Origin of the sequence: Salegentibacter mishustinae, assembly GCF_002900095.1 — a bacterium.
GTDB lineage: Bacteria > Bacteroidota > Bacteroidia > Flavobacteriales > Flavobacteriaceae > Salegentibacter > Salegentibacter mishustinae.
Genome location: NZ_LLKN01000002.1, coordinates 832,187 through 845,836, shown reverse-complemented (window position 1 = coordinate 845,836; position 13,650 = coordinate 832,187). Strand labels below are relative to the sequence as shown.

The 13,650-nt window shown below is 37.7% G+C and carries 9 protein-coding genes; 7 read left to right on the top strand and 2 right to left on the bottom strand.

From position 1 onward, the window contains the following. Window position 1 precedes the first annotated feature (1 nt). Window positions 2-3,475: an efflux RND transporter permease subunit gene (locus tag APB85_RS06690; protein ID WP_057482557.1), complete on the top strand. Its 3,474-nt coding sequence runs from the start codon at window positions 2-4 to the stop codon at window positions 3,473-3,475. Between the two features lie 230 nt (window positions 3,476-3,705). On the opposite strand, the gene APB85_RS06685 is transcribed toward APB85_RS06690, so the two are convergent. Then, the gene (locus APB85_RS06685; protein WP_057482556.1) at window positions 3,706-4,065 is read right to left on the bottom strand and encodes a toxin-antitoxin system YwqK family antitoxin; all 360 of its coding nucleotides are present in this window, start codon (window positions 4,063-4,065) and stop codon (window positions 3,706-3,708) included. A 309-nt stretch (window positions 4,066-4,374) separates the two neighbouring features. Here APB85_RS06685 and aspS point away from each other — a divergent pair, with 309 nt between their 5' ends. From aspS to APB85_RS06665, 4 genes are all read left to right on the top strand, one after another. Then, on the top strand, window positions 4,375-6,156 hold the full coding sequence (gene aspS, locus APB85_RS06680) for an aspartate--tRNA ligase (protein WP_057482555.1): 1,782 nt from the start codon (window positions 4,375-4,377) through the stop codon (window positions 6,154-6,156). 200 nt (window positions 6,157-6,356) lie between these two features. Further along, window positions 6,357-8,069 carry a chloride channel protein gene (locus APB85_RS06675; protein ID WP_083482220.1) on the top strand — a complete coding sequence of 571 codons (1,713 nt, stop codon included), beginning with the start codon at window positions 6,357-6,359 and terminating at the stop codon, window positions 8,067-8,069. A 4-nt stretch (window positions 8,070-8,073) separates the two neighbouring features. Then, the gene (locus APB85_RS06670; RefSeq protein WP_057482553.1) at window positions 8,074-8,313 is read left to right on the top strand and encodes a hypothetical protein; all 240 of its coding nucleotides are present in this window, start codon (window positions 8,074-8,076) and stop codon (window positions 8,311-8,313) included. Window positions 8,314-8,418: 105 nt separating this feature from the next. Next, window positions 8,419-8,613 (top strand): cold-shock protein, encoded by a 195-nt coding sequence (locus APB85_RS06665; protein ID WP_037318850.1) that lies wholly within the window; start codon window positions 8,419-8,421, stop codon window positions 8,611-8,613. A 65-nt stretch (window positions 8,614-8,678) separates the two neighbouring features. On the opposite strand, the gene APB85_RS06660 is transcribed toward APB85_RS06665, so the two are convergent. After that, the gene (locus APB85_RS06660; protein WP_057482552.1) at window positions 8,679-9,653 is read right to left on the bottom strand and encodes a helix-turn-helix transcriptional regulator; all 975 of its coding nucleotides are present in this window, start codon (window positions 9,651-9,653) and stop codon (window positions 8,679-8,681) included. Between the two features lie 114 nt (window positions 9,654-9,767). On the opposite strand from APB85_RS06660, the gene APB85_RS06655 reads away from it, so the two are divergent. Further along, window positions 9,768-12,206 (top strand): TonB-dependent receptor, encoded by a 2,439-nt coding sequence (locus APB85_RS06655; protein WP_229792203.1) that lies wholly within the window; start codon window positions 9,768-9,770, stop codon window positions 12,204-12,206. A gap of 21 nt (window positions 12,207-12,227) precedes the next feature. Further along, window positions 12,228-13,595, top strand: coding sequence for a hypothetical protein (locus APB85_RS06650; protein ID WP_057482550.1), 1,368 nt, complete (start codon window positions 12,228-12,230; stop codon window positions 13,593-13,595). Window positions 13,596-13,650: the final 55 nt, after the last annotated feature.

The following is a 13,650-nucleotide window of genomic DNA, read 5'->3' as shown; positions in this document are numbered from 1 at the left end:
AATGAATTTAGATAAAGAATTTAAGCTTTCGTCCTGGGCCATTAATAACAAAATGACGGTATATGTAATTATCGCCATTATTATGATTGGTGGACTCATGTCTTACTACAATATGCCAAGGGAAACTTTCCCGGAAGTTGTAGAGACAAAGATCTACGTAAGCTCTATTAACCCGGGAAACTCGGCCGAAGATGTTGAGAAATTCATCACCGAACCCCTGGAAGAAGAGTTTAACGATGTTGCCGGCGTAAAAGAAATTTCTTCTTCTACATTTCAGGATTACTCCCTGGTAATTGTAGAGTTTGAAGAAGATGTAGAAATTGAAAGTGCCAAAACAAAAGTAAAGGACAAGGTAGATATGGTGAAAGCCGAAACCACCTGGCCTACTTTAGATAATGGTGCCAAGGTAGAACCCAATGTATTCGACCTTAATATTTCAGAAGAGCAACCTATTCTAAATATCAACTTGACGGGAGATTACACGGTACAGCAATTAAAGGAATATGCCGAATACCTTCAGGAGCACATCGAGCTGCTTCCGCAGATAAAAGAAGCGAGTATTCGTGGTGCTGAAGAAATGGAAGTTGAGATCGCGGTAGATATTTATAAGATGACAGCTTCTAAAGTTAGTTTCTCAGATATCGTAAACGCGGTTAGTGCTGAAAATAGAACAATTTCTGGTGGAAATGTTATTACCAGCGGCGTTCAGAAAAACATAAGAATTGTTGGAGAAATTGAAGATCCAAAAGAACTTCAAAACGTTGTGGTGAAAACCGATGGCGGTAATATTTTCCTAAAAGATATTGCAGATATTAATTTTAGGGAAAAAGATGCTACCACTTTTGCCCGTGAATATGGTAAGCCTGTAGTAATGCTGGACGTAAAAAAACGTGCCGGTAAGAATATGATCGAGGCTGTAGACCAGATCAAAGAAATTGTAAAAAAAGAACAGGAAGAATATCTTCCTGAAAGCCTTGGAGTAAGCATCACTAACGATCTTTCCACCAATACCAAAAGTCAGGTAGATGACCTGGTAAACAACATTATTTTCGGAGTCATCCTGGTAGTTTTAGTCTTAATGTTCTTCCTCGGGTTTAGAAACGCATTGTTTGTTGGGATCGCGATCCCATTATCTATGTTTCTTTCTTACATCATCCTGTCCAGCATGGGATACACCCTAAATACTATGGTGCTTTTTGCTCTGGTAATGGGTCTTGGGATGCTTGTAGATAACGGAATTGTGGTGGTAGAAAACGTCTATACTTTAATGGACGAAGGGATGCCGAGAAAACAGGCTGCTAAGCAAGGTTTAGGTGAAATTGCATGGCCAATTATAGCTTCTACAGCCACTACTTTAGCTGCATTTTTCCCGCTGGGACTCTGGCCGGGAATTATAGGAAGTTTTATGGTAATTTTCCCTATCACACTTTCTATAGTATTAGGTTCCTCACTTTTCGTGGCCTTGATCATCAACTCGATGCTTACTTCTCAGTTTATGAGAACAGAGGAAGGCGAATTCACCAAGAAAAAACTTATTAGAATAAGTTCTATTCTGGCAGGTTTTGGAGCTTTATTGCTCATAGTAGGATTTGTAATTGATGCCGGCGCACTTAGAGCCTTTGGAAACATATTACTTCTAGCGGCTATCCTGCTTTGGGCCTACAAATATTTTATTTCAAAAGGTGTAGATTACTTCCAATATACTGCCCTTAAATGGATGGAGAATATTTATGAAAAAACCCTTAAATTCTCTCTACGCGGAAAGAAGGCCTATTTAGTTTTCTTCGGAACTTTGCTTTTGCTTTTCCTGTCTTTTGTATTAATTGCACTAGTACAACCGAAAGTCTTGTTCTTCCCTGAAAACGAACCTAACCAGGTAATCACCTATATTGAATACCCACAGGGAACCGATATTCATAAAACCAACGCGCTTACTAAAAAAGTAGAGCAACGCATCTTTGAAGCTATAGAGCAATATGAAGATGAAGATGGTTATAACTTTATGGTAGAGTCGGCAATTTCCCAGGTTGGTGAAGGTGCTGGAAATCCTCAAACCGATGGCGGTCAACAAAATGAAATGCCACATAAAGCCAAGGTAACACTCTCTATGCGCGAGTTCACCGAAAGGCGTGGCGTGAGCAGTAGCGAAGTTTTATCGGAAGTTCGGGAAGCCGTACAGGGATTCCCAGGCGCTTCTATTGTTGTTGAAAAAGATGCGGCCGGCCCACCCACAGGTTATCCAATAAACATGGAACTAAAAGGTGAGGACTACGAGCAAATGTTACAGGAAGCCGAAGACCTGCGATCTTACATCAATGATCTTAGCATCGCGGGGATTGAAGAGCTTAAAATAGATGTAAACAAGTCTAAACCCGAATTAAGTGTAGAAGTAGACCGAAGAAAAGCAGGACAACTTGGAGTTTCTACCTCACAGGTAGGTCAAACTTTGCGTAGAGCGATCTATGGGGAAGAAGTTTCTACTTATAAAGACGGCGACGATGATTACGAAATAAACGTGAGGTTTGCTGATGAATATCGCTATAATGAAAATGTACTATTCAATCAGCCGATTACGTTTAAAGACCAGAACACGGGCGAAATAATTCAGGTGCCAATTTCATCGTTGGTTACCACAGAATCCTCTTCTTCTTTCAGCTCTATTAAACGGAAAGATCTAAAAAGGGTAATTACCCTCTACTCCAACGTGCTTCAGGGTTACAATGGAAATGAGATTGTAGGCCAGTTAAAAACGGCACTTAGAAGTTACGATCTTCCAAAGGATATTACTTTAGAATTTACGGGAGAACAGGAAGAACAGGAAGAAAATATGGCTTTCTTATTAAAAGCTTTATTAATCGCTATGGGCGGTATCCTTCTTATTCTTGTTGCTCAATTTAACTCCCTGTCAAAACCAATTATCATTGTAATGGCAGTAGTATTGAGCCTTGTAGGGGTATTCCTCGGCTTGATCATTTTCCAGATGGATTTCATTATTATTATGACGATGATGGGAATTATCTCTCTGGCGGGAATCGTGGTAAACAATGCCATAGTACTTATTGATTATACCCAAATCCTTATAGACCGTAAAAAGCGGGAGCTTAACATGGATGATGATGAATTGCTTACTCGCGCCCAGTATTTCGATTGTATTGTTAGAGGTGGAAAATCGAGGTTAAGACCAGTATTGCTTACAGCGATTACTACTGTTCTTGGTTTAATTCCACTAGCGGTAGGATTGAATATAGATTTCTTTAGTTTATTTATAGACTACGATCCGAAAATATTTATTGGTGGTGACAACGTGATCTTCTGGGGTCCATTAGCCTGGACGGTGATCTTCGGGTTGGTGTTTGCCACCTTCCTTACGTTAGTTGTAGTTCCGGTAATGTTTTACCTGGTAAATAGAGCCAAGGTGAAAACAGCCGATAAACGCCAAGAGCGAAAACAAAGAAAGCTAGAGACAAAAGCTTAATTTATAAAAACCCCGAAGTAGAACTTCGGGGTTTTTATTTAACTCTCATTTTATAACCGATGGTTACAATATCGCTTTATTAAACAGCAATACTGAATCAATGTAATATAGAGATTTTTCTTGCCATCTATTTATCGCTCATGAAAAAGCTAAAAGTCCATGACTTAGAAACAAAAAAGGCCGTCTTTTTCAGACAGCCTTTTTTAAATTTTATATGTAGATAATAGCTCTTAGTTATCAGCTAAAGTACCATCACTCTTCCAGGTATTTACTCCTGCAATCTGGTTATTATCGTAATCTACTTCAGTAAGTTTATCTGAAGTCCAAAAAAACCATTTTCCAGTTTTTTCTCCTTCGGTATAGTTAGCCATACTTTGCTTTTTTCCTTCAGCATCATAAGCTATCCATTCCCCGTGCAGTTCTCCATTTTTATAAGTTCCCTGCTGCCGAATTGTACCATCTTCATAATAGAAAGTTCCTTTTATAAGGTCTCCTTCTTTTTCAAATTTTGGTTCTGGGCTTTCCTGGGCCATAGCAGCTGCTCCAACAGTGAAAACGGCGGCCATCAATATATTTTTTATCTTTTTCATAGTCTTTTTCTTTAATCTTTACTTTACAAATATAGCTAAATGTTTACTTTAAAGCAACAATCACATAACATTAAATTAACATTGAAACAATAAAAAACTGGTAAACAGACAACTAAACCCCATGTTTCAGCTTAACAAAAGCAATATTTCTCAGAAAATCTTATTCACGTTGGAAAAGAGCATATCGGGAATTTACCTGGGAAACTATGAGTATTTAAATCTTACTTAGCATATATTTTCTAAGCTTATCTTATCGCGAAACCCAATTGAACTTCTTACTTTTGCGCTACTTAAAATTTCAGGAATATTATGTATAGAAGTCATACCTGCGGGGAATTAAATGCAGCTTCAATTGGCCAGGAAGTAAAACTTTCTGGTTGGGTTCAAAAAATAAGAGACAAAGGATTTATGGTTTGGGTAGATTTACGTGATCGTTACGGTATCACCCAACTTATTTTTGATGAAGAGCGCTCTTCAACCGAACTTATGGAGAAAGCTCAAAAACTTGGACGCGAATTTGTTATTCAGGTTAGCGGAAAAGTAATTGAGCGGGAATCTAAAAATACAAATATTCCAACCGGTGAGATTGAGGTTTTGGTGACCGAAGTTACTATTCTAAATACCTCGCTTACGCCTCCTTTCACTATTGAAGATGAAACAGATGGTGGCGAAGATCTTAGAATGAAATATCGCTATCTTGATATTAGAAGAAATCCGGTAAAAAACAAGCTGAAATTTCGCCACAAGGTAGGAATGGAAGTAAGAAATTATCTTTCTAACCAGGATTTTATTGAAGTGGAAACCCCTTATTTAATAAAGTCTACTCCTGAAGGTGCACGCGATTTTGTGGTGCCCAGTAGAATGAACGAAGGTCAATTTTACGCCTTGCCGCAATCCCCACAAACCTTTAAGCAATTGCTTATGGTGGGCGGAATGGATAAATATTTCCAGATCGTAAAATGTTTTAGGGATGAAGACCTTAGAGCCGACAGGCAGCCGGAATTTACCCAAATTGACTGCGAAATGGCTTTTGTGGAGCAAGAGGATATTCTGAATATTTTTGAAGGTTTAACCCGTCATTTATTAAAGGAGATCAACGGTGTAGAAGTAGCAGACTTCCCAAGAATGACCTACGCTGAAGCGATGAAAAAATACGGAAACGACAAACCCGATATTCGTTTTGGGATGGAGTTTGCCGAATTAAACGATTTGGCCAAAAATAAAGGCTTCAATGTTTTCGATCAGCAGGAATTAGTTGTGGGGATAGCGGTTCCGGGAGCAGCTTCTTTCACTAGAAAAGAAATAGACAAATTAATATCCTGGGTTAAAAGACCACAAGTTGGCGCCAACGGACTAGTATGGGCAAAATATAATGAAGATGGAACTCTAAAATCTTCAGTAGATAAATTTTATTCCGAAGAAGATCTAAAAACCTGGGCTGAAGCTACCTCAGCGAAACCCGGAGATCTTATTTTAGTGATGGCTGGTGATGCTAACAAAACAAGAACTCAATTAAGCGCATTAAGAATGCATTTGGGTAATGAACTGGGACTAAGAAAAGCCGATGAATTCGCACCACTTTGGGTGGTAGATTTCCCATTATTAGAATGGGATGAAGACACTCAACGTTTTCACGCGATGCACCACCCGTTTACTTCACCTAAAAAGGAAGATTTTGCACTACTGGAGTCTAAGCCCGGAGAAGTTCGCGCCAACGCTTACGATCTGGTTTTAAACGGTAACGAAATTGGCGGTGGTTCTATAAGAATTCACGATAAAGAAACCCAGTCTAAAATGTTCGATTATCTTGGTTTCACTCCAGAAGAAGCTAAAGCACAATTCGGCTTTTTAATGGATGCCTTCCAATATGGTGCGCCACCACACGGCGGACTTGCATTTGGGTTTGACCGCCTCGTTGCCATTCTTGGCGGCCAGGAAAGCATTAGAGATTTTATTGCTTTTCCAAAAAACAATAATGGTAGGGATGTCATGATAGATGCACCTGCAAAACTTGATGAAGCCCAATTAAAAGAGCTTCATCTTCAAATAGACAACCAAAAAGAAGGCTCAAAAGACATTCATGAAAAATGATTCTATGAATTCAGGGCAAGAAGCCGGAGCATACAAATCTCGATTATCGAGCAAAATTATAATTGATAAAAAATCCCGGTTTCACATCGGGATTTTTTTATCTTCATTTAAAAATTTTTTGAGTGGGGAATAAAGGTACAAAACTGCTAATCCGTTTTTCTAAGTGGAGCAATAGGCACTTAAGTCATCAACAATTCTTGATGATATTAAGTGCTATAATAGGCTTTACCGCGGGTTTGGGTGCCGTAGTGATAAAGAACCTCACCCACTTTATACAACGTTTACTGGAAGGCAGCCTTATAATTAATTACCACCACGCATTTTATTTTATTTTCCCGCTAATTGGCTTGAGTCTCACCCTACTCATCATAAAATTAGTTTTTAAGAAAAAGATTGGGCACGGAATTCCTTCTACGCTTTATGCTATTTCACGCCGAAAAGGAATTATGCGTTCCTTCCAAATGTACGCCTCAATTATCACGGCACCTTTAACTGTAGGATTTGGAGGTTCGGTGGGATTGGAGGGCCCAACGGTAGCCACTGGTGCTTCCCTGGGTTCTAATATTTCCCGGTTTTTTAAGATGAACCAAAGCTCTCGCACTTTATTAATTGGATGTGCGGCTGCCGGAGCTATGTCTTCTATTTTCAAAGCACCTATAGCTGCGATCATATTTGCTATTGAAGTTTTTAGTTTAGACCTTACTTTAATCTCCATGGTGCCGTTGCTTATAGCTTCGGTTTCAGCGATTCTCACCTCCTACTTTTTCTTTGGCTCTGATATTATTTTACCTGTTCAACTTCAGGATAATTTCACGATTTCTGAAGTACCGTTTTACATTATCCTGGGAGTTCTTGCCGCAGGTTGCTCTATGTACTTCACCCATATTTATTTTAAAATTGGCGATGCTTTTAAAAAAATAGATTCGCTATTTTATAGACTTTTGATTGGAGGTTTGGGCCTTGGAATTCTTATTTACTTAATCCCGCCGCTTTACGGTGAAGGTTACAATGTAATAAACAACCTTCTGGCAGAAGATTATTTGCAAGCGCTGGGAACTAATTTCTTTAACGATTACCTCGATAATATCTGGATTGTAGTTATTCTGCTCACAGGCCTTGTGATTTTTAAGATTTTCGCTACTTCACTTACTTTTGGAGCGGGTGGTATAGGTGGTATTTTTGCCCCGGTTTTATTTATGGGAAGTGCCATGGGACACTGTTTTGCACTAGTAGTAAATAACCTGGGGATTTTAAGGAATCCTATTTCGGTAAGTAGTTTTACCATGGTGGGTATGGCTGGTTTGATGGCGGGAGTTTTACACGCGCCGCTTACTGCAATTTTCCTTATAGCAGAACTTACCGGTGGCTACGAACTTTTTGTCCCTTTAATGATTACCGCTGCAATTTCTTATATGATCACCAACCAGTTTCAGCCGCATTCAGTTTATACTATGGAACTGGCGCAACGTGGCGATTTGCTAACCCATAATAAAGACCAGGCCGTTTTAACCCTATTAAATATTCAGCAGATAATAGAGAAAAATTTTATCACTCTGAATATTGATATGAATCTTGGCGATGTTATCCACGTAGGCGTGATAAAATCTTCAAGGAATCTTTTTCCTGTTATAGATGAAAATCGTAACTTTTTAGGAATCATTCTTTTAGATGACATCCGCCCTATAATGTTCGACCAAAAAATGTATGATGATGTAAAAGTGAGTGATATAATGCAAAGAGCACCTGCAACCATAGATTTGCGAAAAGACAGACCAAAAGACACCATGAGAAAATTTCAGGAAACGAATGCCTGGAACCTACCGGTGGTAGAAGATGGAAAATATGTAGGTTTTATTTCAAAATCTAAACTACTCACCGCTTACCGTCAAAAACTAATAGAAGTAACTGTTTAATGCTATGAATACCATTTTAAAGATCTTAGGAATATTAATACTAATTGCCATTGGAGTCGGATTTTATTACCGCACTTTTGAAGATGTTTTACTGGGAGACCAGATAATTGGGCTTGCTGTTTTGGTCAGCGCATTTATTTTAATGCCTATTTTCCTCTACGTAAGATGGAAAGGAAAACGCCTTAAAGACTACACTCTCACTAAAGAAAACATGGATAAGATGCGAGACAAAGGCATTGATTAAGTCCCTGTTTTAGAATACTTTCAAAAGAAAATTAATATTCTTGCATTGTCTTCAATAATATTGTACTAACTTTGTCCTTTATTAATTATTTATTTTATTATTACAATGGAAGGTACAGTTAAATTTTTCAATGAATCAAAAGGATACGGATTCATTACCAACGACGAAACAGGAAGAGACATTTTCGTACACATTACTGGTTTAGATGGCGAGAGCTTGAACGAAGGTGATAAAGTTGAGTACGTTGAAGTAGAAGGAAGAAAAGGAGTTAACGCTGCTGAAGTACGCGTTATAGAATAATATATATTATCCTATTTCAAGAACTTTAAAGCCGCTATTTATAGCGGCTTTTTTATGACTAATATCTACTGGTTTAAACCTTGCTTTGGCGTATAGCCATAACATTTTTTAAAAGTATTTATAAAGTGCGGCACGCTTCTATAGCCTAAGATTTCAGCCATTTCACTCACCGTATGTTTTCCCAATAAACTTTTAGCTTTCTCCATTCGAAGTTCTATAATAAAACTTCTAATTGTTTTCCCATACATTTTTTTAAAATCTCTCTTCAGCTGAAGTTCATTTAAAAGCACTATCCTTGCTAACTCTTTAATGGTCGGTGGATTTTTAAAATGCTCTATTAAATAAGCGTGAGCTGTTTTAATCTTTTCCAGATTTTCATCATTTATCCCTTTAAACGTAGCTCTTTCCAATTCCTCCTGGCATAAATGCAAAGACAGGAATATTTCCTTAAGCCTAAGATCCAGATAGTATTTCTTAAAATCTCTTTTCCAATCCCCTCTGGTTACTTCATTAAAAATATGATATAAATTATAATCTATTGGATATTTGCAAGTTCCCCATTCTAAAAATTCTCCTTCCATTATATTCTTATAGAAAGAATTATTAGCAACCCAGGCTTCATCCTTTAATAGTTGTAAATAATATTCTTTTGAAAGAAAAAGTGCCTGGTAATGAGTGGGGCTATTGGCAGGCATTTTTATGGTAGTAATTGTATTACGATTATAACAGCAATTAACACATCCTATTCCTACGGGTTTACTTTCTTTAGCACACATAAGGTGTGAATCTCCTTTCCCCAAATAAGAAATTTGAATATACTCCCCGCTAATGCTAAAAATATCCGTTAGATCCCTGTCATTTTCAAAATAAGTATCTACAATGAATAATCCCTTTGTAAACTGAATTTTTGTCTTTGCCTTAAGCCATGAATAAGTTGGCCCTGCTATTTTTTCTTGCAAAATATTTGGGTCTCTTACTTCTGATGGATCTACAGAAAATAAGGCTTCATCAATCTCCTCTAATTTAGACTCAATATACATAATACGTTTTCCGTAATTTTTATTACCAAAACCGAAACAGGCTTAGAACTTCAAAATATAAATTTGTCGCAAGTTATTTAAAATTAGTTTAAATAAGAATAATAAATAATAATTGTGATTACGAAATTTAGGATAAGCTTTGTGTTACTGTTGCTATCGGCAATCGTGTCTACTTTAAGTGCACAGCAAAAGGAGACTAAAAGCTTCAATATTTCGGGAATAATTGAAAATCAAAATGGGGAAGCAATTAAGCACGCAATTATTACGGCCTCTAATCTAAATCAGAGTCAAAGCACACAGTCAGATTCCGAAGGAAATTACCAATTAAAGAAATTAGAACCAGGAGTTTTTCTACTCGAAATTCGTAATGGTGACTTCATAGCACACCATCAAATAGCGGTAAATAAAAAAAATCTAGAACATAATATTAGAATAAATACCTCAGGGAACGAATTAGATGAGGTACATTTAAGAACAGAATCTTTCAAAACCAAAATGGAGAAAAAAGGTTTTGCACTTAATGTTGTTGAAACAGAAGAAGCCAGTATTAGAAACATTCAGACCAATGAATTACTAAATACTACGGTTGGAGTAAAAATTCGGCAAAATGGTGGTTTAGGCTCTCGTGCAGAATACAGTCTGAATGGTTTATCGGGAAGTGCTGTACGTATTTTTATAGATGGAATTCCAATTTCCACATTTGGTTCCTCCTATAACTTAAACAGTATTCCGCCTTCAATGATCGAGCGAATTGAAGTCTATAAAGGAGTTGTTCCCGGTCATTTAGCCGACGATGCCCTGGGTGGTGCTATAAATATCGTACTTAATAAACAGTCGAGTGAAAATATTAATGCCTCTGTTTCGTATGGCTCATTCAATACTTTTCAGGCCAATGTTAATGGACTGTACAGATTTAATAATTCTGGTTTTACCGTAAAAGCCTCTGCATTTCATAACTATTCTGATAATAATTATGAAGTTTCAGGCCGAAGTATTGTAGTAACCGGTTTAGGTGGCCAACAAACTCCTATTACCGCAAAACGCTTTAACGACGCCTACAGATCTACCGGAGGTACGGTGCAATTAGGATATACCGATATAAAATGGGCCGACCAGTTTTTTGTAGGTTTTACAGGTTCTGATGACTACAAAGAAGTGCAACACGGCGCATTTATGACCATCATGCCATACGAAGGAAGATTCCTGGAATCTAATGCAACTCTTGCCAATTTAACTTATCAAAAAGAAGATTTATTTACCCCGGGATTAGATATTAATGTAATTGGATACTACGGAAAGCGAAATCGCCAGGTGAATGATACGGTGCCCTGGGCTTATAGCTGGAAAGGCGAAAGAGCGGTAGATTTTAGAGGAAACGAATACAAATATACCTGGGGCTCACAGCAAGAAGGCGAACCTACGCTTGCAAAAATTAAACGAAATGTAGCATCCATAAGAACAGGTGCAGCTTATGCTATTAATGATAACCATAAAATATTGGCAAACCATGTATATAGCGGAATTGATAGAGAAGATAGTGACGAACTACAATCTGTATTAGAAAACACCTTTGTAGGAACAAGAGATTTACACAAAAACATACTTTCGATAACCTATGAATTAAATGCTTTTAACGACAGGTTAAAAATCAATGTATTCGGGAAATATTATCAACAGAAAAGCATAAGTGTAGATCCTGAAATTCAGACAAATCAAGACGGAAGCAGGCAAATTGTAGATGATGTTATAAGCAGTAATAAAAAATATGAAGGCTATGGTTTTGCCGCTTCTTACGAGCTTAGCCCTAGCATCACCATATTGGCTTCGGCTGAAAAAGCTGTGCGATTGCCAAACGAAACCGAGATTTTTGGTAACGATGGTGACAATGTGGTAGCCAACGCCAGTATTAATCCCGAACAAAGTAACAATTATAATTTAGGAGTTAAACTAGGCACATTTAACTTTAAGAAGCATCAATTTAATGCTTCAACAAATCTTTTTACCAGAAATATTAAAGATAGAATTGGTTTACCTATAGAGACTTCCCTAAATGTTGATGAAGAATTAATCGTCTACGTAAACCAGGGTAGCGGTACTTCAAAAGGTATAGACGCACAGTTGGGTTATACCTATAATAATAATTTCGGACTTAATTTTAATATATCGCGATTCGATTTAAAAATTGAAAACCGGGGCGTAGAAATAGACGTTCCCAATACTCCATTTTTTACCATGAATGGAAACTTACGCTATTCAATTAAAAATTTAATTCAGAAAAACTCCCGGCTAAATCTATTTTACACCATGTACTTTACCGATGAATTTTCATATCTGGTTCCGCAGGGATCTAACACGGTAGGAGACAATTTCTTTAAAGTACCTCAGCAATTAGTGCAAGATCTTGGACTTAGTTACATCTTCCCCAATCAAAATTTTGTAATGAGTTTTGACGTAAAAAACATCCTTGACAAACCTGTTTACGACAATTTATCGGTGCAGAAACCGGGAAGGGCCTTTTACCTAAAATTAAATTATTCAATCAATAAATTTTAACCAATTATAAAAGATCATAATATGAAACGTAATTTTTTCAGCATTAAAACTTTGGCAAGTATTGCAATGGCAACAGGCTTACTGGCTTCTTGTAGTAGCGATGACTCTCCTATAGACCCGGGCCAGGAACCAGTTGAAAATGAAGACGGTAGATGGATTACAGTTGCCGCAGCCAGAATGGGAGAAAACCCTGGAGATGGTAATGGCGGCACACTAATCTACTCTATAAGTAGTGAAGATGCCAAAGATCCATCGGTTTATATAGAACCTTTTGATAACGGATTTATAGTACCTTCTAACAGAACGGCAAGGTTGCAATCTTCTGAAGACGGCAGCACTATATTTAATATTAGTTATGCCGGCGATACCGGTGGTAATTACACAAAGTACAACGTCAATGGCGGACAGGATTTTGAACAAACCGGAAGCGAAATTAGCATTGCACCTTATGTAGGTTCTGCACCAAGATGGATCAAGCTATTTGACGGAGACCAAACAGGAGCTGCTGTATATGTGGATACCGAAAACCAGTTTGATGATAATGACACCCCGGATGATACTTCAGACGATACTTATATTCGTACCGAAGCCACTATGGGTATTGTTACTTTAGATTTACAAAATTCAGCAATAAAAGAATTCCAGGAATCGAGTCTTTCGCTAAGCGAAGAACTGGAAGCTCAGGGATATTACATTGGCAGGATTGATATGCCAACCTTAAATGCTACCGGAGATAAATTATACATTGGCGCACGTATAAGTAAAGTAAACCCAGAAACCGGAGAAACAGATAGAAATGGAGAAGTCTTAAATTCTAAAACTATTGTCTTAGACTATCCTTCTTTAGAGAATCCAACAATTATTACTTCTGAAGTAGGAAAGGGAAATACCAACGGTTACCGAAGTATTAATGCATTTTTGGTAAACGGAAGTGTTTACCAGGCAAACCAGGGAGATCCAAACGGTTCCCATATCTTAAAAATAGGTGCTAATAACCAGTATGATGATTCATACGTATTTAATTTAGACGAAGCATTAGGAGTGGAAGATGCCTATATTCTTGCCTGGAGACCTACCGCAAGCGGAAAAGCCGTTGTAGCTTATCGTCACGCAGGTTCTGCTGAAGGTGTAGCTGGAGCCCAGGGATATTTCGCCCTGGTAGATTTAGAAGCAAAAACTGCACAAAAAATAAACGAAATTCCCTATAGCGAAGATTTCTACCTATTCCAATACCAGGGATTTGTGGTAGATGGAGATGAAGTTTATGTAACCGAAGCTCCCGTAGGAGAAAACGGAAATATTTATGTAATAGATACGCAAACCGGTGAGGTAACTAAAGGAGCAGAACTGGTAAATGTTGAAGGAAGCCACTTTATAGGAGCATTTTAAGCACCTAAAAAATATTTAAATTTGCCAAAAGGGCTGGCCGGAAATTCTATTTCCG